At 61.8% G+C, this 24,479-nt stretch carries 2 protein-coding genes (1 of these 2 running past the window's edge); both read right to left on the reverse strand.

The features are described from left to right. Positions 1 to 8,874 carry a non-ribosomal peptide synthetase gene (locus LOY35_RS28405; protein WP_309475906.1) on the reverse strand — a complete coding sequence of 2,958 codons (8,874 nt, stop codon included), beginning with the start codon at positions 8,872 to 8,874 and terminating at the stop codon, positions 1 to 3. Continuing rightward, positions 8,817 to 24,479: the 3' portion of a non-ribosomal peptide synthase/polyketide synthase gene (locus LOY35_RS12425; protein WP_309475907.1), read on the reverse strand. 5,721 nt of this gene lie beyond the right edge of the window; only the last 15,663 of its 21,384 coding nucleotides appear in the window; its start codon lies off the right edge, out of view — the gene reads right to left on this strand; the stop codon is at positions 8,817 to 8,819. Before LOY35_RS12425 ends, LOY35_RS28405 begins: the two co-directional genes overlap by 58 nt.

Genomic DNA, 24,479 nt, shown 5'->3' on the forward strand with positions numbered 1-24,479 from the left:
TTATTTACATTTCAAGGCCTGGGAAATCGCCTCGCCCAACTCGCTGACGTAGGGTGCTCTCATCATCGTGTGGTGTTCTCCGGGTACCAGGGTGACGTGTAAGTGCTCACCATGGAAGGCGCGCCAGCCCAGGGTGGTGTCGGGGCGCGGTTCGTCCTGGGCGATGAACAGCGAGACTTTGACCGCCGTGCTCGGGCTGACATGGGTATCCATGGCTTGATAGATCGAGTAGGCCACCGCCAGGTGAGTTCGCAGCAGCGCGGTGTCGATATCCTTTCCCAACTCCGGCAGCAGGTTATTGCTCAAGACCGATATCAGCATGGGTTCGATTTCGTGGGTGGCGGCCAGTTCTTGAAGGGACGCTTCCAGGGCGGGTTCCATCCGTCCTTTCACCAACACCAGCAAGAATTGTGCTTCGCTGATGGGCCTATTGGGCGCTGTCTCTTGTATGTTGGAGTCGATGATGCCAAGGAACTCTATCGTTTCTCCGAGGGCGATGGCCTGATGAGCCATTTCGTGGGCAATCAAACCGCCTGCCGACCAACCGGCGATTCGATAAGGTCCTTGCGGTTGCACTTCGCGGATAGCCGTCAGGTAGTTGGCCGCAATGTCCGGTATGGTGTTCAGCGTTTTCTCTCCAGCGAAGAAACCATTGGCCGCAATACCGTAGACCGGTATCTCGGCATTCAGCCAGGGCGCCAAGTCCCTTGCATATTGCACTTCACCACCTGCCGGATGCACCAGGAACAAGGGGCGCTGGCTACCGTTGCGGCGGATCGGTACCACGTTACTTCGGGTAGCCGTGCGCGATTGCGGCGCCAGTGCTTGCGCAAATCCAGCAACGGTAGGTTCCACGAACAAATCTCGCAGGGCGATGGTCTTGTCCAGTACCTTTTGCAGCCTCGATATCATCTGCACCGCCAACAGCGAGTGCCCTCCAAGCTCGAAAAAGTGGTCATGACGACCCACCAGCTCAACACCCAGCAGTTCCTGCCAGATCTCGGCGATGGCCTGTTCGGTGCCATTTAGGGGCGCTTGGTATTCGCGACTGATCAGGGCCGACTGGTCGGGAGCCGGCAACGCTTTGCGGTCCAGTTTGCCGTTGGAGGTCAGCGGTAGAGACGCGAGACGGACGTAAGCGGCGGGCACCATGTAACTGGGCATCCGGGCCAGCAAATGCTCGCGCAGCTCGTCGAGGCTGACTTCGGCATCTGCGGTGAAATAGGCCACCAGACGCTTGTCGCCCGGTACGTCTTCCCGGGGCATCACTGCCGCTTCTTCTACTGCCTCGTGTCGGGCGAGTTCGGCTTCGATCTCCCCCAGCTCGATGCGGAAGCCCCGGATCTTCACCTGATCGTCATTACGCCCCCGGTATTCGAGGCTACCGTCGACAGACCAGCGCACCAAGTCGCCGGTACGGTACAGGCGGGCACCCTGATTCGGGCTGAACGGGTCGGCAATGAAGCGTTCTTCATTCAGCTCGGGGCGATTCAAATACCCCCGCGCCACGCCCGCACCCCCGACATACAACTCACCGACCACGCCCATGGGCACAGGCTGGCGCCGGGCGTCCAGCACATAGGTCTGCAAATCCGGAATGCGTACGCCGATGGGGCTGACACCCGTCTGCTGCGCATCCTCGACCTGCAAGGGATAATAGGTCACGTGCACCGTGGTTTCGGTGATGCCATACATGTTGACCAGTTGCGTGCCGGCGTTGGCCGGTTTTGCGTACCACGGCTTGAGCATCCCTGGGTCCAGGGCTTCGCCGCCGAAAATCACCTGGCGCAGGGAGTGCGTCTGCTGGCTTTCGTCTTGCGCGGCGATCAGTTGGCGGAAGGCGCTAGGGGTCTGGTTGAGCACCGTAACACCGGCATCGCAGATCAGGGCGTAGCAGGCCTGTGGTGAACGGGTGACTGTCTGCGGCACGATCAACAGCTGTCCGCCATGGACCAGAGCGCCCCAGATTTCCCAGACCGAGAAGTCGAAGGCGAAGGAATGGAACAATGCCCAGACATCGGTCGGGTTGAAATCGAACCACGCCTGGGTGGCCGAAAACAGGCGTGCCACGTTGCGGTGTTCGACTTGCACGCCCTTGGGCAGGCCGGTGGAGCCGGAGGTGTAGATCACGTAGGCCAGGTGGGCTGGGGTCAGCTCCGGTACCTGGGGATTGAAGACGGAATGCTGCTGCGGCATCGTGTCGTCGAGGTTGATGATTGGTACCGACGCGTCCGCCAACCGCTCACGGGTGGCTTCTTGAACCAACACGGCCACCGGTTCGCTGTCTTCCAACAGAAGCGCCAGGCGCTCGGCGGGGTAGGCCGGATCAAGCGGCACGTAGCCGGCACCCGCCTTCAAAATGGCGAGCAGACCGATGATCATTTCGGGCCCGCGTTCGACGCAGATCGCCACGCGGGAGTCCGGTTTGACCCCGCTGTCACGCAAGTGATGCGCCAGCTGGTTAGCGCGCTGGTTCAGCTCACGGTAGCTCAGGCGGACGTCGCCATGCAGCACTGCCATCGCTTCCGGCGTGCGCTGCACCTGTTCCTCGAACAACCCGTGAATGGTCTGCTCCAGCGGATACCCGGCGTCGGTGGCGTTGAACGCCACCAGCAGTTGCTCGCGCTCCGCCGCCGGCAGGATCGGCAAGGCGTTGAGCGCGGATGACGGTGCGTCTTCCAGGGCCGTGACCAGGCTTTCCAGCGCAGTCTGCACGTAGCCGGCGATCCGTTCCGCCCCGGTATTGGCCGGGCAGGTGAGGGTGAAGGTAAAGCCCTGGCCCTCATCGTCCACGTTCAACGCCAGCGGATAATTGGTCCGTTCCGTGGCTTTGAACCGCTCGATATCGATCCAGGCACCGAGCCCCTCGGCGGTACCCGATGCGTCGGTGTGGCGGTAATTGAGCAAGGCGCTGAACAGCGGTGCCGGTGCCGCGACGCCGCTGCAACGCTGAGCCAGTACCAGGGACGCATGTTCATGCCCGAGCAGCGCGGTCAGGCGAGCGTGGGTTGTCTGCACGCCGTTGCGGACATCCTGGCTGCCCAGGTCGACCCGCATTGGCAAGGTATTGATGAACATGCCCAAGGCACGGTCGGCACCGTCACCGCCTTGCATGCGCCCCATCAATACGGTGCCGAAGACAACGGTATCCTGGCCGGTGACCTTGCCCAGCACCTGGGCCCAGGCCAGATGCACCAGGCTGGCCGCACTGACGCCGGACTGTCGGGCCTGGACGCGCAAGCGGCGGCTCAAGGCGCTGTCAACGCGTTGATGGGCTTCCTCGATCTCACCGCCATCGCCCTGCACATCATGCAGGTCGAAGGGCAGGGTGGGTTCGTTGATGTCGCCGAGCATGTCGCGGAAGAAGGCTTCATGGTCTTCGCGGCTGACGCCCAGGCGGGCCTGGGCCACATAGTTGCGGTACGGCACCGAGGCTGGCAGGCAATGTTCCTGGCCGAGCATGCAGGCGTCGATCTCGTGGGCAAGCACAGGCAACGAAGTGGCATCGTGGATCAGGTGATGGAACACCAGCAGCGCTACCCAGCGGTCAGCGAGTGGATCATGGGCATAGGCGATATGCAGCATTGGCGCCTGGCGAATGTCCACCCGATCATGACTATGCAGCTGCGCGATGATATCGGGGGTGGCGGGGTCGAGACGGAACTCCTCCACAATCAGCCCGGCCTGGCGCCAGACCACCTGGACAGGTTGGTCCAGGCCTTCCCAGAAGAGGCTGGTGCGCAAGATGTCGTGGCGAGCAATCACCGCCTGCAAGGCCTCGGCAAAATGTTGCACGCGTTCCCGGCTGTCAAAGCTGAACAGCACATTTCGCCGGTATGGGTCATCCTCGGGGGCCATGAGATGGTGATAGAGGATGCCTTCCTGCAGCGGCGCCAGGGCGTAGATGTCCTGCACATTGGCCACGCCGCCCGGGACGCTGGAGACGATACGGTCGATGGCGTTCTGGTCCAGGTCCGCCAGTGGCAGCATGTCCGGGGTGATGCGTGCGCAGTGCTCGGGGATCAAGTTGGCTGGCACCAGGACTTCCGTGCCGCCACCGACGGCAGCGGCCAGGGCCGCGAGGGTTGGCTGGCTGAACAGTACGCGTACGTCGGCACTCAGGCCGATCTGGCGCATATGCTCAATCAACTTCACGGCCAACAGCGAGTGACCGCCCAGTTCGAAGAAGTGGTCGTGACGACCCACCTGATCGACCTTGAGTACCTCGGCCCACAAGCGGGCCAGGGTTTCTTCGGTCTCGCCGATTGGCGCAACGTATTCGCAGCGACTGAACGCGCGGTGATCCGGTGCGGGCAGCGCACGACGGTCCAACTTGCCGTTGGCGGTCAATGGCAGCCTGTCGAGTTGCACGTAGGCCGCAGGAACCATGTAGTCCGGTAGTTGCGCCGACAAGTGGGCGCGCAAGCTCTGGGTATCCACCGTCTGGTCTGCTTGCAGGGTGTAATAGCCCACCAGTTGCGGGTTACCGGTGTCGTCTTTGACCACCAACACCGCTGCTTCACGCACGCTGTCATGCCCCCCCAGACGCGTTTCGATTTCCCCCGGTTCGACACGGAAACCTCGGATCTTGACTTGATCGTCGTTTCGGCCCAGGAATTCGATCGTGCCCTGCGACGACCAGCGCACCAGGTCGCCGGTGCGGTACAGACGTGCATCCTGGTTGTCGCTGAACGGGTCGGCGATGAATTTTTCAGCCGTCAGTTCAGGCTGGTTCAGGTAACCCTTGGCCACGCCATCGCCACCGATGTACAGCTCACCCGCCACACCGACCGCTACTGGTTGCTGATGACGGTCCAGCACATAGACGCGAGTGTTGCCGACAGGTCGACCAATCGGGACGCTGCCCTCGTTCACAGAAGTGATTTCATATGTCGTGGTGAAGGTCGTGGCTTCGGTTGGGCCGTAGCCATTGAGCAAATGCCGGGGTGCACCGCTTTTCAGCACGCGCCTGATCACGGCCGGGTCCAGTACATCGCCACCCACGATCAGGTAACGCAACTGCTGGAATACTTCAGTCAAACCATCGGCGTATTGATGGAACAACCCCGCTGTCATCCACAGCATGCTGACCGCTTGTTCGCGCAGCAGGTTGCAGAATCGCTCTTGCGACAGCAGCACATCCTGCTCGACCACCACCACGCACCCGCCGTTGAGCAACGGAGCCCAGACCTCCAGGGTGCTGGCGTCGAACGCAGGGTTGGACGCAAACGCCACGCGATCCAGGGCGTTGAAGTCGGCGTAACCGTTGTTGATCACCAGGCGGGTGATCGCCCGGTGTGGCACCAGCACACCTTTCGGCGTACCGGTGGAGCCCGAGGTGTACATGATGTAAGCGATGGCTTCGCCAGATAGCGGCAGGTGCGGCTCGCTGTTCGATCCATCAAGGGCCAGGATGTCAAGATCGACACGCCGGGCTCCGGATATGTCCATTGCAGTGCTGTGGGTCAGGACGATAGCCGCCTGGCTGTCCTGAACCATGAAATGCAGGCGTTCGGCGGGCGCGTTGACGTCCAGCGGTACATAGATCGCCGCGCACTTGAGTATCGCCAATTGGCTGATCACCAGCCCCAGGGAGCGCTCCAGCAGGATCGCCACCCGATCGCCCGGCTGTACGCCCAGGCCAATCAGATGATGGGCGAGACGATTGGCGCGTTGATTCAGCTCGCGATAAGTCACGGCCTGGTCATCGTCAATTGCGGCCACGGCGTCTGGCTGAGCCTCGGCTTGCGTTTCGAACAGGCCATGGACGGTCTTGTCGTGGGGGTAACGACGTTGTGTGACGTTGAAGTTCACCAGCAGTTGTTGACGCTCGATATGAGGCAGAATCTCCAGCGCGTCGAGGGCAGTCTGTGGGGCCTGTTCCAGCGCGTCGGCCAGGCTGCTCAATGCTGTCTGCGTGTAGCCGCACACACGTTGAGCGCCAATGTGCTCTGCCACCAGAACACTCAGAGTAAAGCCGTCGCCCTGGTCGTTGATGTTCAGGGTCAGCGGGTAGTTGGTGCGCTGGTCGCCATTGAGGGTTTCGATGCCGCGCCACGCCTGGAGGGCTTCGTTGGTTGCTACGCTGGCCCAACTGTGCCGGTAGTTGAGCAAGGCACTGAACAACGGCGCAGGCGCAGCGACCCCGCTGCAGCGTTGGGCCAGGGCCAGTGAGGCATGTTCGTGACCCAGCAATGCCGTCAGTTGCCTGTGCGTGGCCTGGACCCCAGCGCGAACGCCTTGGGTCGCCAGGTTGACGCGTAAGGGCAGGGTATTGATGAACATGCCGACGGCACGGTCGGCGCCTTTGCCGCCCTGCATCCGCCCCATCAGTACCGTGCCAAACACGACGTCGTCCTTGCCGGTGACCTTGCTCAGCACCTGCGCCCAGGCCAAATGAAAGAGGCTGGCGGTACTGACACCCAGTTCACGCGCCAACCTGCGCAAACGCTGGCTCAAACCCGGGTCCAGCGCCAGCATGGCTTCTTCGATACCTTGCCCGTCGCCCCGCACATCGTGCAGACCGAACGGCAGCGTCGGTTCATCGATGTCGGCCAGCATCTCGCTGAAAAAGGCAGCGTGCGCTTCAGCGCGCATCCCCAGACGTGCCTGCGCCACATAGTCGCGATACGGTACCGCCTCGCGCAGTTGCTGCGTGTTGCCCAGCAAGTAGGCCTGCATTTCGTGCTGTACCACCTCCAACGCCGTATGGTCGAGGGCAATGTGGTGAAACAGCAGGATCGCCACCCAACGCTGATTGGCCACATCTTGCATAAATGCCAGGCGCATCAGCGGTGCCTGGGTGATGTCCAGGCGATAATGACGAGTATCGAAACGGGCGCGCAGCTGCTCGGCAATATCGTCCTGCGACGCCAGGGCAACCTCTTCCAGCACAAGCTGCGCTTCACGCCAGACCACTTGTACCGGCCCATCCAGACCTTCCCAGAGAACAGCCGTGCGCAAAATGTCATGCCGGCCGATCACGCCTTGCAGAGCCTGCGCGAAGGCGTCGAGTCGCTGGCGGTCCTCGAAGGCGAACAGGGCCTGTTGCACATAGGGATCACGCTGCTGTGCAGCAAGATAGTGGTACAGAATGCCCTCCTGCAACGGGGCCAGGGCGTAGATGTCCTGCACATTGCCGACACCGCCCGGCACGCTGGACACGATACGGTCGATGGCGTCCTGGTCCAGGTCCGCCAGTGGCAGCATGTCCGGAGTGATGCGTTCGCAGTTCAGGGTAATCAGGTTGGCTGGTACCACGATTTCCGTGCCACTGCCCACGGCTCCGGCCAGGGCGGCCAGGGTTGGCTGGCTGAACAGTACACGCACGTCGGCACTCAGGCCGATCTGGCGCATACGCTCGATCAATTTCACGGCCAGCAGCGAATGCCCACCCAGTTCGAAGAAATGGTCATGACGACCTACTGAGTCGATACCCAATAAATCTTCCCAGATCCGAGCCAGGGCGATCTCGACGTCATGCTGCGGTGCTTCGTAAACGCGGCTGACCGACGACGATTGACCCGGCGCGGGCAGGGCCTTGCGATCCAGCTTGCCATTAGGGGTCAGCGGTAGGGCGGCAAGCTGTACGTAGGCGGCCGGGATCATGTATTCCGGCAGTTGCGCCTGTAAATGGACACGCAGGGTTTCGATGTCCGCGACCTCGCTTTCCACTGCTCGCGTGTAATAAGCCACCAGGCGTTTGTCACCCGGTACGTCTTCGCGTGCCATGACGAGGGCTTCTTTCACCGTTTCGTGTTGGACGAGTCTGGCTTCGATTTCGCCCAGTTCGATCCGCAAGCCACGGATCTTCACTTGGTCGTCGTTTCGTCCCAGGAACTCGATATTGCCATCGGGCAGGTAGCGGCCCAGGTCGCCGGTCTTGTACATCCGGGCTCCGGGGGCTTGGCTGAATGGATCGTCCAGGAAGCGCTCGGCGGTCAGTTGCGTCAGGTTCAAGTACCCCCGTGCGACTTGAACGCCAGCGATGTAAACCTCTCCCGCCACCCCCAAGGGGACCGGCTGTTGATAGGCATCGAGCAGGTAGAGACGGGTATTGGCGATCGGTTTGCCGATCGGCGTACTGTCTGGCGTGTCGGGGCCTGAGCAGTCCCATGCGGTGACATCGACGGCCGCTTCGGTCGGGCCGTACAGGTTGTGCAGCGCGGTGTCGGGCAATTGCGCCTTGAAACGGCGAACCAGATGGCCCGGCAACGCCTCACCGCTGCACAGCACGCGCCGCAGGTCAGCGAAGCCCTGGCTGTCGCCATGTTCCAGGAAGACCTCAAGCATCGAGGGCACGAAGTGCAGCAAGGTAATGCGTTGCTCGCGCATTACGTGAGCCAGGTAGGCCGGATCCTGATGGCCACCCGGTCGCGCCAGGTGCAACTGCGCACCGGCCAGCAGCGGCAGGAAAAACTCCCACACCGACACGTCGAAGCCATACGGGGTCTTTTGCAGGACCCGGTCGGTTTCGTTCACCGCGTAGTGGTTTTGCGCCCAAAGAAGGCGGTTGACCACGCCACGGTGTTCGTTCATCACGCCTTTCGGCAGGCCTGTCGAGCCGGAGGTGTAGAGCACGTAGGCCAAGTGGGTTGGCTCAAGGCCCAGGGTCGTGGGCCGTGGGTTGCCGGTTGGATAGTGCGCCCGTTGGGCATCGTGGTTGTCGAGCAGCAGCACCGGCAAATGCGATGGTGCCACGAAGTCGAGCAGTACCTGCGCCGTGAGCAGGGCCACGGGAGCACTGTCATCGAGCATGTAGTACTGACGGGAAGCGGGCAGGTCTGGATCGATGGGCATATAAGCGCCGCCGGCCTTCAGGATGGCCAGCAGTGCGACAACCATGTCCGTGCTGCGGTGCAGACGCACGGCCACCCGATCATCCGGGCCGATGCCCGTTCAATCAACTGGTGCGCCAGCTGGTTGGCTTTATGGTTCAGTTCGGCGTAAGTGAGCACCTTGCCGTTGTGATCGCTGACGGCACAGGCGTCAGGTTGGCGTTCTGCCTGTTGCTCGAAGAGTGTGTGGATGAGTGCTTCTTGAGGGTATAAGCGCTCGGTGGCGTTGAAGTCGACAATCAGCTGATTGCGCTCCTGCTCCGGCAGGATCGGCAGGCTGTGCAAAGGCGCCAGGGGTGAATGCTCAAGGGCTTCCACCAGGCTGGTCAGTGCCGTCTGCATGTAGGCGCAGACGCGTTGCGCGTCGATGTCGACCACGGCTTGGACGTTGAGCATGAAGTCCTCGCCCAGGTCGTCCACGTTCAACATCAACGGGTAATTGCTGCGCTCCTCTCCGCCCAGGGTTTGAATGCCGGTCCATGCGGCATTGGCTTCCGGGTTCGAGGCTTCGCCGCCACTGTGTCGGTAGTTGAGCAAGACGCTGAACAGCGGCAGTTCGCCAGATACGCCGCTGCAACGTTGAGCCAGTACCAGGGACGCATGTTCATGTCCGAGCAGCGCGGTCAGGCGGGCGTGGGTTTTCTGCACGCCGTTGCGGACACCTTGGCTGCCCAGGTCGACCCGCAGCGGCAGGGTATTGATGAACATGCCCAAGGCACGGTCGGCACCGTCACCGCCTTGCATGCGCCCCATCAACACGGTGCCGAAGACAACGGTATCCTGGCCGGTGACCTTGCCCAGCACCTGGGCCCAGGCCAGGTGGCAGAGGCTGGCTGCACTGACCCCCAGGCTGCGAGCCTGATAGCGCAGACGTCGGGCCAGTTCGGTATCGACGTGCTGGTGCACCTCGTCGATCTCACCGCCATCGCCCTGTACATCGTGCAGGTCGAAGGGCAGGGTGGGCTCGTCGATGTCGCCGAGCATGTCGCGGAAGAAGGCTTCATGGTCTTCGCGGCTGACGCCCAGGCGGGCTTGGGCCACGTAGTTGCGGTACGGCACCGAGGCCGGCAGCTCCTTGCCTTTGCCCGACATAAGGGCCCGCATGTCGTCACGCATCACTTGCAGGGCCGTGTGGTCGAGCACCAGGTGATGACACAGCAGCAGCGAGACGATGCGCCGGTGGGGGGCATCGTAGGCGCTGATCAGCCGCATCAACGGTGCTTGGGTCAGGTCCAGTCGAGAGTGCCGAGGGTCATGGCGTTGCTGCAATTGCAGGGAAATATCGCCCTGCATCGGGTCAAGGTCGAGGGTTTCCATGCTCAGGGCGGCTTGGTGCCAAACCACCTGAACAGGTTCCTCCAGACCCTCCCAGAGCAAGGCGGTGCGAAGAATGTCATGGCGCTGGATCAACTGTTGCAGCGCCTGGCTGAAAGCCTCCAGACAGGCTTGATCCTGCAAGGCAAACACCGATTTCAGGACATAGGGGTCGCCCCGCTCAGCGGCAAGGTGGTGATAAAGAATACCCTCCTGCAGTGGCGCCAAGGCGTAGATATCCTGCACGTTGGCCACGCCGCCCGGCACCTTGGACACGATACGGTCGATGGCGTCCTGGTCCAGGTCCGCCAGCGGCAGCATGTCCGGGGTGATGCGTTCACAGTGCTCGGGGATCAGGTTGGTCGGTACCACGATCTCACTTCCACTGCCCACGGCCGCGGCCAGGGCCGCCAGGGTTGGTTGGCTGAACAGCACGCGCACATCGGCACTCAGGCCGACCTGGCGCATGCGTTCGATCAGGGTGACCGCCAGCAATGAGTGGCCGCCCAGTTCGAAGAAATGGTCATGACGACCCACCTGGTCGATGTCCAACAACTCCTGCCAGATCCTGGCAATGGCGATCTCGACCTCACCTTGAGGTGCCTCGTATTCGCGGCTGATCACCGACGACAGGTCCGGCACCGGCAGGGCCTTGCGGTCAAGTTTGCCGTTGGGGGTCAGAGGCAGTTCGTCGAGGTATACGTAGGCCACGGGGACCATGTATTCCGGTAGCTGCCCCTGCAGATGAATGCGCAGAGCCTCGATGTCCACCGCTTCTGACTGGGTGAAATAGGCGACCAGGCGTTTGTCGCCCGGTACATCCTCACGAGCCAGCACCACCGCTTCGTTCACCGCCTCGTGTTGGGCGAGCTTGACTTCGATCTCTCCCAGCTCGATGCGGAAACCGCGGATCTTCACCTGATCGTCGTTACGGCCGAGGTATTCGATGTTGCCGTCCGGCAGGTAGCGGCCGAGGTCGCCGGTCTTGTACATCCGGGCGTTTGCAGCGCTACTGAACGGATCCTTGAGGAAACGCTCTGCGGTCAGATCATCACGATTGAGATAACCGCGAGCGACCCCGGCGCCACCGATGTAGATTTCCCCTGGAACACCCAATGGCACGGGTTGTTTATGTTCATCCAGCAAATAGAACTGGGTGTTCGCCACCGGCTTACCGATGTGTGCGGCAAACCCGTCCTCGCGAGCCATGGACACCCAACTGGAATAGGTCGTGGTTTCCGAAGGCCCATAGAGATTGCATAGGCGCTTGACCGAAGTCTGTTCGAACAGCGTTTCCACCAGACTGCGCTTGAGCGCTTCACCGGCCACGTTCACCGTATCGACGCCATCACCCAGCCCACCGGACTCCAGCAGAGCCTTGAGCGCTGACGGCACGGTGTTGATCAAGGTGATGTCGTGCTCACCGTGTTGCAGTTCCAGTACATTAGTGACCACTTCAATGCTGCCGCCCGACGTCAGCGGTGCGAAGCATTCGTACACGGCCAAGTCGAAGTTCAGCGAGGTCGAGAACAGGGTTTTCGCCAGCACCGATGAATCGAACGATTGATGCGCCCAAATCAGGAAGTTCACCGTGTTGCGGTGTTCGATCATCACGCCTTTCGGCAGGCCGGTCGAACCGGAGGTGTAGATCACGTAGGCCAGGTGCGACGAGGTCAGGTCTGGAATCAGCGGGTTGACGACGGATTGATCCTGCAACGACTGACTGTCCAGATCGATCAACGGCACCGAAACGCCTGCCAGCAAGCCCAATGTTGTGCCTTGTGCCAGGACCGCAGTTGGAGCGCTGTCCTGCAGCATGTAGGCAATTCGTTCTGCAGGGTAAACCGGATCCAACGGCACATAGGCGCCGCCGGCTTTCAGGATCGCGAGCAGACCGACGATCATTTCAGGTCCGCGTTCGACACAGATCGCCACGCGGGCATCCGGCCCGACCCCGCAGTCACGCAAGTGATGCGCCAACTGGTTAGCGCGGCGGTTCAGCTCGCGGTAGCTCAGGCGTGCGTCGTCATGCACCACCGCGACGGCTTCCGGCGTGCGTTCGACCTGCGCTTCGAACAACCCATGGAGGGTCTGTTCCTGCGGGTAATCCAGTGCGGTGGCATTGAAGTCGACAATCAGCTGATTGCGCTCCTGCTCCGGCAGGATCGACAGGCTGTGCAAAGGCACTCGGGATGAGTGCTCAAGTGCTTCCACCAGGTTTTCCAGCGCCGTCTGCAGGTAGATGCAGACCCGATGCGCCTCCACCTGCCCGGCGACCAGAACGGTGAGCTTGAAGCCGTCACCCAAGTCATCGACGTTCAGGGTCAAGGGGTAGTTGGTGCGTTCTGTCCCGCCCAGCACGTCAATACCGTGCCAGGGATCGGGCACTTCAGCCGATGCGGTACCAGCCGTGCTGTGCCGGTAGTTAAGCAAGGCGCTGAACAACGGTGTCGAGGTCGCTACTCTACTGCAGCGCTGGGCCAGTGCCAGAGAAGCATGTTCATGCTCCAGCAAGGCGGTCAACCGTGCATGGGTCAACTTGACCCCGGCGTGAGCACCTTGATCAACCAGGTCGACCCGCAACGGCAGAGTGTTGATGAACATGCCCAGCGCGCGGTCGGCGCCGTCACCGCCTTGCAGGCGACCCATCAACACGGTGCCGAACACCACGTCATCCTTGCCGGACACCTGGGCCAGGACCTGTGCCCATGCCAAGTGATAAAGACTGGCGGCGCTGACGCCCAGTTGTCGGGCCTGCAAACGTAACCGGCGGTTCAGGTCATGGGCAATGACCTGTTCCGCTTCTTCGATGTGCGTCCCGTCACCTTGTACATCGTGCAAGCCGAACGGTAGCGTCGGCTCGTCAACATCACCCAGCATGTCGGTGAAAAATGCCTCGTGCTTTTCCCGGCTGGCACCCAGGCGGACCTGCGCCACGTAGTTGCGATACGGCACTGCCGGCGTCAACTGATCGTTGCGCCCCATCAGGTGTGCCTGCATCTCGTGCCGCACCACATCAAGGGCGGTATGGTCCAGCGCCATGTGATGGAATGACAGTACCGCCACCAGACGCCGATTGAGGACGTCCTGTGCGTAAGCCAGGCGCATCAATGGGGCTTGAGTCACGTCGAGGCGATGGTGACACGGGTCGAAACGCTGCATCAGTTGCTCGGTGATGGCGCCGGCCGCAGGGTCCAGATGAACCTCTTCAAGGTGCAGCGCGGCATGGCGCCAGACTACTTGTACAGGTTCACTCAGGCTTTCCCAGAGCACGGCGGTCCTGAGGATGTCATGCCGATCGATCACACTTTGCAGTGCGTCGGTAAACGCCCCCAGGCGCTGGTAATCCTCTATCCGGAACTGTGCCTGCAACACGTAGGGATCTCCCTGCTGTGCCGAAATGTGGTGATAGAGGATGCCTTGTTGCAACGGGGCCAGTGCATAGATGTCCTGCACGTTAGCGACACCGCCCGGCACGCTGGCCACGATACGGTCGATGGCGTCCTGGACCAGGTCCACCAGCGGCAGCATGTCCGGGGTGATGCGTTCACAGTGCTCGGAGATCAGGTTGGCCGGCACCACGATCTCGGTGCCGCCGCCCACGGCAGCGGCCAGGGTCGCGAGGGTTGGCTGGCTGAACAACACGCGCACGTCGGCACTCATGTTTTGTTGGCGCATGCGCTCGATCAGGGTGACAGCCAGCAATGAGTGACCGCCCAGTTCGAAGAAATGGTCATGACGACCCACCTGCTCAACACCCAGTAGCTCCTGCCAGATCCGGGCGATGGCGATCTCGACCTCACCTTGAGGTGCCGCGTAGTTGCGGCGGCTCACCGACGATAGGTCCGGTGCCGGCAGGGCCTTGCGATCCAGCTTGCTGTTAGGCGTCAGCGGCAGGGCGTCGAGCTGTACGTAGGCGGCCGGGACCATGTACTCCGGCAATTGCGCTAGCAGATGATTGCGCAGGGTTTCGATGCCCACCGCTTCCGATTGAGTGAAATAGGCCACCAGACGCTTGTCGCCCGGTACGTCTTCACGGGCCATCACCACCGCTTCCTTCACGGCCTCGTGTTGGGCGAGCTTGGCTTCGATCTCGCCCAGCTCGATACGGAAGCCACGGATCTTCACCTGATCGTCGTTTCGTCCCAGGAACTCGATGTTGCCATCAGCCAGCCAGCGGCCCAGGTCGCCGGTCTTGTACATCCGGGCCCCCGGAGCCTGGCTGAATGGATCATCCAGAAAACGCTCGGCGGTCAGGTCGTCACGGTTCAGGTAACCCCGCGCCACGCCGGCACCGCCGATATGGATTTCTCCCGGAACACCCAGCGGCACCGGTTGCTTGTGCGCATCCAGCAGATAGAACCGGGTATTCGCGACAGGCTTGCCGATGTGCGCGACGAAACCGTCTTTACGGTCCATGGAGACCCAGCTTGAATACGTCGTGGTTTCCGAAGGGCCGTAGAGGTTGCACAGGCGCTTGACGCTGGTCTGCTCGAACAGACGTTCCACCAGGTTGCGCTTGAGCGCTTCACCGGCGACGTTGACCGTGTGCACGTTTTCATTCAGACCACCGGACTCCAGCAGCGCCTGGAGCGCCGACGGCACGGTATTGATCAGCGTGACATCGTGGTCTTTTTGCTGAAGCTCCAGCACATTGGTGACCACTTCGATACTGCCGCCAGAGGTCAGTGGCGCGAAGCATTCGTAGACCGCCAGATCGAAGTTCAGCGAGGTGGAGAACAGGGTTCTTGCCAGCACCGTCGAATCGAACGATTGATGGGCCCAGGTCAGGAAGTTCACGGTGTTGCGGTGTTCGATCATCACGCCTTTAGGCAATCCGGTGGAACCGGAGGTGTAGATCACGTAGGCCAGGTGGGCCGAAGTCAGGTCCGGCACCCGCGGATTGTCGACGGATTGACCTTGCAGCGGCTGACTGTCCAGATCGATCAGCGGCACCGAGACGCCTGCCAGCAAGCCCAATGTCGCGCCTTGCGCCAGGACCGCAGCCGGTGCGCTGTCCCGCAGCATGTAGGCAATCCGATCTGCAGGGTAAGCTGGATCCAACGGCACATAGGCGCCGCCGGCTTTCAGGATCGCGAGCAGACCGACGATCATTTCAGGCCCGCGTTCGACGCAGATCGCCACACAAGAATCCGGCCCGACCCCGTTGCCACGCAAGTGATGCGCCAACTGGTTAGCGCGCTGGTTCAGCTCGCGGTAGCTCAGGCTGACGTCGTCATGCACCACCGCGACGGCTTCAGGCGTGCGTTCGACCTGCGCTTGGAACAACCCATGGAGGGTCTGTTCCTGCGGGTAATCCAGTGCGGTGGCGTTGAATTCCACCAGCAGCTTGTGCATTTCCTGCTGTGGCAGGATTGGCAAGGTGTTGAGCGCGGATGACGGTGCATCTTCCAGGGCCTTGATCAGGCTCTCGATTGCGGCGTGCATGTAGCCGCAGACGCGTCCGGCATCGATACCGTGGACCGCTTGCACGGTGATGCCGAACCCTTCGCCCAGGTCGTCCAGAGACAAGGTCAACGGATAGTTGGTGCGTTCTTCGGCGTGCACCGTTTCGATCCCGCGCCACGCTTCAAGGGTTTCGGCGGAGACCGATCCCACGGCGCTATGGCGATAGTTGAGCAATGCGCTGAACAGGGGCGTCGGTGCGGGCACGCTGCTGCAACGTTGGGCCAGTGCCAGTGACGCATGCTCATGCCCCAGCAAGGCGGTCAGCCGCGCATGAGTCAGGCTGACCCCCGAGCGTACATCGTGAGGTCCCAGGTTGACCCGCAGCGGCAAGGTGTTGATGAACATGCCCAAGGCACGGTCAGCACCTTCGCCGCCATTCATGCGGCCCATCAGTACGGTGCCGAAGACCACATCATCCTTGCCGGTGACCTTGCCCAGCACCTGGGCCCAGGCCAGATGATGCAGGCTGGCTGCGCTGACGCCCAACAGTCGGGCCTGGGTCCGCAAGCGCTTGCTCAGGGACGCATCCAGCGGCAGATGAACCTCTTCAACACCGCTGCCGTTGCCCTGCACATCGTGCAGGTCGAAGGGCAGGGTGGGCTCGTCGATGTCGCCAAGCATGGCGCGGAAGAAGGCTTCGTGCTCTGCGTCACTGCCTCCCAAACGTGCCTGGGCCACGTAGTTGCGATACGGCATGGGAACGGCCAGACCGTCGGTTTCGCCGAGCAAGTGTGCCTGCATATCGTGCCGAACCACTTCCATGGCGGTATGGTCCAGTGCCATGTGATGGAACAGCAGCGTGGCTACCAGGCATTGGTTGAGCACGTCTTGTGCGTAGACCAGGCGCATCAGCGGAGCCTGACCCAGGTCGAGGCGATAATGACGCGGATCAAACTGCTGCTGCAGTTGTTCTGCGATCGCACCTGAGGCCGGGTCGAGCATGACTTCTTCAAGGTGCAACGCTGCCTTGCGCATCACCACCTGCGCCGGTTCGCTCAGACCTTCCCAGAACAAGGCAGTCCTGAGGATGTCATGGCGGTCGATCACACTTTGCAGCGCGGTCACGAAGGCGTCCAGGCGCTCTGGACCGGCGATGTTGAATTGCGCCTGGAGCACGTAGGGGTCGCCTTCGTGCGCCGAGATGTGGTGGTACAAGATGCCTTGCTGCAACGGTGCCAGGGCGTAGATGTCCTGCACGTTGGACACGCCGCCCGGCACCTTGGACACGATACGGTCGATGGCGTCCTGGTCCAGGTCCGCCAGCGGCAGCATGTCCGGGGTAATGCGTGCGCAATGCTCGGGAATCAGGTTGGCCGGAACCTTGATCTCACTTCCACTGCCCACGGCCGCGGCCAGGGCCGCCAGGGTTGGTTGGCTGAACAGCACGCGCACGTCGGCACTCAGGCCGATCTGGCGCATACGCTCGATCAACTTCACGGCCAGCAGCGAGTGACCGCCCAGTTCGAAGAAATGGTCATGGCGGCCAACCTGTTGCAGTCCCAACAGGTCTTGCCAGATCTCGGCGATGGCCTGTTCGGTGCTACCTTGGGGCGCTTGGTATTCGCGACTGATCAAGGCTGACTGGTCGGGGGCCGGCAACGCTTTGCGGTCCAGCTTGCCGTTAGGCGTCAGTGGTAGAGCGTCAAGCTGTACGTAAGCGGCGGGCACCATGTAACTGGGCATCCGGGCCAGCAAATGTTCGCGCAGTTCGTCGAGGCTGACTTCGGTATCTGCGGTGAAATAGGCCACCAGACGCTTGTCACCCGGTACGTCTTCACGGGCCATCACTGCCGCGTCTTCTACTGCCTCGTGTCGGGCGAGTTCGGCTTCGATCTCTCCCAGTTCGATGCGGAAGCCACGGATCTTGACCTGATCGTCATTACGCCCCCGATATTCGAGGCTGCCATCGGCAGACCAGCGCGTCAGGTCGCCGGTTCGGTACAGCCGTGCACTCTTGTTGTCGCTGAACGGGTCAGCAATGAAGCGTTCTTCATTCAGTTCGGGGCGATTCAAATACCCCCGCGCCACGCCTGCACCCCCGACATACAACTCACCGACCACGCCCATGGGCACAGGCTGGCGTTGGGCGTCCAGCACATAGGTCTGCAAATCCGGGATGCGCACACCGATGGGGCTGACACCCGTCTGCTGCGCATCCTCGACCTGTAAGGGGTAATAGGTCACGTGCACCGTGGTTTCGGTAATGCCATACATGTTCACCAGTTGCGTGCCGGCGTTGGCCGGCTTTGCGTACCACGGCTTGAGCATCCCTGGGTCCAGGGCTTCGCCGCCGAAAATCACCTGACGCAGCGAATGCACCTGCTGGCTCTCGCCTTGCGCGGCGATCAACTGGCGAAACGCACTTGGGGTCTGATTGAGCACCGTAACACCGGCATCGCAGATCAGGGCATAGCAAGCCTGTGGCGAACGGGTGACTGGCTGCGGCACGATCAACAACTGTCCGCCATGGACCAGAGCACCCCAGATTTCCCAGACCGAGAAGTCGAAGGCAAAGGAATGGAACAATGCCCAGACATCGGTCGGGTTGAAATCGAACCACGCCTGGGTGGCTGAAAACAGGCGTGCCACGTTACGGTGTTCGACTTGCACGCCCTTGGGCAGGCCGGTGGAACCGGAGGTGTAGATCACGTAGGCCAGGTGCGCCGGGGTCAGCTCCGGCAGCTGTGGATTGAGGACGGGATAGTGCTGCAGCATCGCGTCGTCGAGGTTGATGATTGGTACCGCATCGGTGATCAGCACCTTCCGCGTGGCTTCTTGAACTAACACGGCCACCGGTTCGCTGTCGTCCAACAGAAACGCCAGGCGCTCGGCGGGGTAGGCCGGATCGAGCGGCACGTAGCCGGCACCCGCCTTCAGAATGGCGAGCAGACCTATGATCATTTCGGGCCCGCGTTCGACACAGATCGCCACCCGATCATCCGGGCCGATGCCCTGTTCGATCAACTGGTGCGCCAGTTGGTTGGCTTTATGGTTCAGTTCGGCGTAAGTGAGGATCTTGCCGTTATGATCGCTGACAGCGCAGGCGTCAGGTTGGCGTTCTGCCTGTTGCTCGAAGAGTGTGTGGATGAGTGCATCTTGAGGGTACAGGTCTTCAGTGGCGTTGAAGCCGACAATGAGCTGATGACGCTCCTGCTCCGGCAGGATCGACAGGCTGTGCAAGGGCGCCAGGGGTGAGTGTTCAAGTGCTTCCACCAGGCTTGCCAGTGCCGTCAGCATGTAATTGCAGACACGCTGCGCGCCGATGTCGACCACGACCTGAGCGTTGAGCATGAAGTCCTCGCCCAGGTCGTCCACGTTCAACGTCAACGGGTAGTTGCTGCGTTCCTCCCCGCCCAGGGGTTGAATGCCAGCCCATACGGCATCGGCTTCCGGATTCGAGGCTTCGCTGCCATTGTGTCGGTAGTTGAGCAAGGAACTGAACAGCGGCAGTTCGCCAGATACGCCGCTGCAGCGCTGGGCCAGGGCCAGTGATGCGTGTTCGTGAGCCAGCAATGCAGTCAGTTTTCCATGCGTGCTCTTGACGCCGGTGCGTACGCTTTGAGCCGCCAGGTTGACGCGCAATGGCAAAGTATTGATGAACATGCCGATGGCACGGTCGGTGCCTTCGCCGCCTTGCATCCGCCCCATCAATACGGTGCCAAAGACAACATCGCCCTTGCCGGTGATCTTGCCCAGTACCTGGGCCCAGGCCAGATGCACCAGGCTGGCCGCGCTGACGCCGGACTGTCGGGCCTGGACGCGCAAGCGGCGGCTCAAGGCGCTGTCAATGCGTTGATGGACTTCCTCGATCTCACCGCCATCGCCCTGCACATCGTGCAAGTCGAAGGGCAGGGTGGGCTCGTCGATGTCGCCGAGCATGTCGCGGAAGAAGGCTTCATGGTCTTCGCGGCTGACGCCCAGGCGGGCCTGGGCCACGTAGTTTCGGTACGGCACCGAGGCCGGCAGCTCCTTGCCTTTGCCCGACATAAGGGCCTGCATTTCGTCACGCATCACTTGCAGGGCCGTGTGGTCGAGCACCAGGTGATGGCACAACAGCAGCGAGACGATGCGCTGGTGGGGGGCATCGTAGGCGCTGACCAGCCGCATCAACGGTGCTTGGGTCAGGTCCAGTCGAGAGTGCCGAGGGTCATGGCGTTGCTGCAATTGCAGGGAAATATCGCCCTGCATCGGATCAAGGTCGAGGGTTTCCATGCTCAGGGCGGCTTGGCGCCAAACCACTTGCACGGGTTCGTCCAGGCCTTCCCAGAGCAGGGCGGTGCGAAGAATGTCATGGCGCTGGATCAACTGTTGCAGCGCCTGGCTGAAAGCCTCCAGACAGGCTTGATCCTGCAGGGCAAACACCGATTTCAGAACATAGGGATCGCCCCGTTCAGCGGCAAGGTGGTGGTAAAAAATGCCTTCCTGCAACGGTGCCAGGGCGTAGATATCCTGCACGTTGGCCACGCCGCCCGGCACCTTGGACACGATACGGTCGATGGCGTCCTGGTCCAGGTCCGCCAGTGGCAGCATGTCCGGGGTGATGCGTTCACAGTGCTCGGGGATCAGGTTGGTTGGTACCACGATCTCCGTGCCGCCACCCACGGCAGCGGCCAGGGCCTTCAAAGTTGGCTGACTGAACAGCACGCGCACATCGGCACTCAGACCAATCTGGCGCATGCGCTCGATCAACTTCACGGCCAACAACGAATGACCGCCCAATTCGAAGAAATGGTCATGACGTCCCACACGCTCGAGCTGGAGCAGGTCGGTCCAGATCTGCGCCAGAGCTGTTTCGGTTTCACCGACGGGGGCTTCGTATTCGCGGTTGATCACCGACGACAGGCCCGGTACCGGCAGGGCCTTGCGGTCCAGTTTTCCGTTGGAGGTCAATGGCCAGGCGCTGATCGTGACAAAGGCGCCGGGCAGCATGTGCTCGGCCAGGTTCTGCTGCAATTGGGCACGCAGGTCCGAAGCGCTCGGGACCGTGTCGTCCTGCGGAATGATATAGGCCACCAGGCGCTTGTCGCCGGGCACGTCTTCGCGGGCGACGGCCACGGCTTCGCGCACGCCGGTACAGGCTGCCAGTTGTGCCTCGATCTCGCCCAGCTCGATGCGGAAGCCACGGATCTTCACCTGATCGTCATTACGTCCCCGATATTCGAGGCTGCCATCGGCAGACCAGCGCACCAGGTCGCCGGTTCGGTACAGCCGTGCACCCTGATTCGGGCTGAACGGGTCGGCAATAAAGCGTTCTTCATTCAGCTCTGGGCGATTCAAGTAGCCTCGGGCCACGCCCGCACCCCCGACATACAACTCACCGACCACGCCCATAGGTACGGGCTGGCGCTGGGCGTCCAGCACATAGGTCTGCAAATCCGGAATGCGCACACCAATCGGACTGATACCCGTCTGCTGCGCATCCTCGGCCTGCAAGGGGTAATAGGTCACGTGCACCGTGGTTTCGGTAATGCCATACATGTTGACCAGTTGCGTGGCGGCGTTGGCCGGTTTTGCGTACCACGGCTTGAGCATCCCGGGGTCCAGGGCTTCGCCGCCGAAAATCACCTGGCGCAGCGAATGCGCCTGCTGGCTCTCGCCTTGCGCGGCGATCAGTTGGCGGAACGCACTTGGGGTCTGATTGAGCACTGTGACACCGGCATCGCAGATCAGGGTGTAGCAAGCCTGTGGCGAACGGGTGACTGGCTGCGGCACGATCAACAATTGTCCGCCGTGGACCAGAGCGCCCCATATTTCCCAGACCGAGAAATCGAAGGCGAAGGAATGGAACAATGCCCAGACATCGGTCGGGTTGAAGTCGAACCACGCCTGGGTGGCTGAAAACAGGCGTGCCACGTTACGGTGTTCGACTTGCACGCCCTTGGGCAGGCCGGTGGAACCGGAGGTATAAATCACGTAGGCCAGGTGCGCCGGGGTCAGCTCCGGCACCTGTGGATTGAGGACGGGATACCGCTGCAGCATCGCGTCGTCGAGGTTGATGATTGGTACCGACGCGTCCGCCAACCGCTCACGGGTGGCTTCTTGAACCAACACGGCCACCGGTTCGCTGTCGTCCAACAGAAACGCCAGGCGCTCGGCGGGGTAGGCCGGATCGAGCGGCACGTAGCCGGCACCCGCCTTCAGAATGGCGAGCAGACCGATGATCATTTCGGGCCCGCGTTCGACGCAGATCGCCACGCGGGAGTCCGGTTTGACCCCGCTGTCACGCAAGTGATGCGCCAGCTGGTTAGCGCGCTGGTTCAGCTCACGGTAGCTCAGGCGGACGTCGCCATGCACCACCGCAACCGCTTCCGGGGCGTGCTCGACCTGCGCTTCGAACAACCCATGGAGGGTCTGTTCCTGCGGGTAATCCAGTGCGGTGGCGTTGAACGCCACCAGCAGCTGCTCGCGCTCCGCCGCCGGCAGGATCGGCAAGGCGTTGAGCGCGGATGACGGTGCGTCTTCCAGGGCCGTGATCAGACTCTCCAGCGCTGTCTGTACGTAGTCGCAGACACGTTGCGCGCCGATGTCGACCACGGCTTGGACGTTGAGCATGAAGTCCTCGCCCAGGTCGTCCACGTTCAACGTCAATGGATAGTTGCTGCGCTCCTCCCCGCCCAGGGTTTGAATGCCGCTCCATACGGCATCGGTTTCCGGATTCGGGGTTTCGCTGCCACTGTGTCGGTAGTTGAGCAAGGCGCTGAACAGCGGCAGTTCGCCCGATACACCGCTGCAACGCTGAGCCAGTACCAGGGACGCATGTTCATGCCCGAGCAGCGCGGTCAGGCGAGCGTGGGTTGCCTGCACGCCGTTGCGGACACCCTGGCTGCCCAGGTCGACCCGCAGCGGCAGGGTATTGATGAACATGCCCAAGGCACGGTCGGCACCGTCACCGCCTTGCATGCGCCCCATCAATACGGTGCCGAAGACAACGGTATCCTGGCCGGTGACCTTGCCCAGCACCTGGGCCCAGGCCAGGTGGCAGAGGCTGGCTGCACTGACCCCCAGGCTGCGAGCCTGATAGCGCAGACGTCGGGCCAGTTCGGAATCGACGCGTTGATGCACCTCTTCGATCTCACCGCCGTCGCCCTGTACATCGTGCAGGTCGAAGGGCAGGGTGGGCTCGTCGATGTCGCCGAGCATGTCGCGGAAGAAGGCTTCATGGTCTTCGCGGCTGACGCCCAGGCGGGCCTGGGCCACGTAGTTGCGGTACGGCACCGAGGCCGGCAGCTCCTTGCCTTTGCCCGACATAAGGGCCTGCATTTCGTCGCGCATCACTTGCAGGGCCGTGTGGTCGAGCACCAGGTGATGGCACAGCAGCAGTGAGACGATGCGCTGGTGGGCGGCATCGTAGGCGCTGATCAGCCGCATCAACGGTGCTTGGGTCAGGTCCAGGCGAGAGTGCCGAGGGTCATGGCGTTGCTGCAATTGCAGGGAAATATCGCCCTGCATCGGGTCAAGGTCGAGGGTTTCCACGCTCAGGGCGGCTTGGCGCCAAACCACCTGAACAGGTTCCTCCAGGCCCTCCCAGAGCAGGGCGGTACGAAGAATGTCATGGCGCTGGATCAGCTGTTGCAGCGCCTGGCTGAAAGCCTCCAGATACGCTTGATCCTGCAAGGCAAACACCGATTTCAGGACATAGGGATCGCCCCGTTCAGCGGCAAGGTGGTGGTAAAGAATGCCTTCCTGCAACGGTGCCAGGGCGTAGATGTCCTGCACGTTACCGACACCGCCCGGCACGTTGGAGACGATACGGTCTATGGCGTCCTGGTCCAGATTCACCAGCGGCAGCATGTCCGGGGTGATGCGTTCGCAGTGCTCGGGGATCAGATTGGTCGGTACCACGATCTCCGTGCCGCCGCCCACGGCCGCGGCCAGGGCCGTCAAAGTCGGCTGGCTGAACAGCACGCGCACGTCGGCACTCAGGCCGATCTGGCGCATACGCTCGATCAACTTCACGGCCAGCAGCGAATGCCCACCCAGTTCGAAGAAATGGTCTTGACGTCCCACACGCTCGACCTGGAGCAGGTCGGTCCAGATCTGCGCCAGAACTGTTTCGGTTTCACCGACGGGGGCTTCGTATTCGCGACTGATCACTGACGAAAGATCCGGTGCCGGCAGGGCCTTGCGGTCCAATTTGCCGTTAGGCGTCAGCGGCAGGGCGTCGAGCTGAACGTAAGCGGCGGGGACCATGTGACTGGGCATCCAGGCCAGCAAATGCTCGCGCAATCCGTCGAGGTTTACTTCTTTGGCATCAGCGGTGAAGTACGCCACCAGACGCTTGTCACCCGGTACGTCTTCACGGGCCAGGACCACGGTTTCCTTGATGTTGGAAGCCTGGGCAAGCTTGGCTTCGATCTCCCCCAGTTCGATGCGGAAGCCACGGATCTTGACCTGATCGTCGTTTCGTCCCAGGAACTCGATATTGCCATCGGCCAGCCAGCGGCCCAGGTCGCCGGTCTTGTACATCCGGGCGTTTGCAGCGCTGCTGAACGGATCCTTGAGGAAGCGTTCAGCCGTCAGGTCATCACGGTTCAAATAGCCGCGAGCAACCCCGGCACCACCGATGTAGAGTTCCCCCGGTACGCCCAACGGCACGGGTTGTTTATGTTCATCCAGCAGATAGAACTGGGTGTTCGCCACCGGCTTGCCGATGTGCGCGGCAAAGCCGTCTTCGCGGGCCATCGAGACCCAACTCGAATAAGTGGTGGTTTCCGAGGGACCGTAGAGATTGCACAGGCGCTTGACCGAAGTCTGCTCGAACAGCGTTTCCACCAAGCTGCGCTTCAAAGCTTCACCGGCCACGTTGACCGTGTCGACACCTTCACCCAACCCACCAGATTCCAGCAACGCCTTGAGCGC

It is taken from the genome of Pseudomonas sp. B21-028, from assembly GCF_024749045.1.
Lineage (GTDB): Bacteria > Pseudomonadota > Gammaproteobacteria > Pseudomonadales > Pseudomonadaceae > Aquipseudomonas.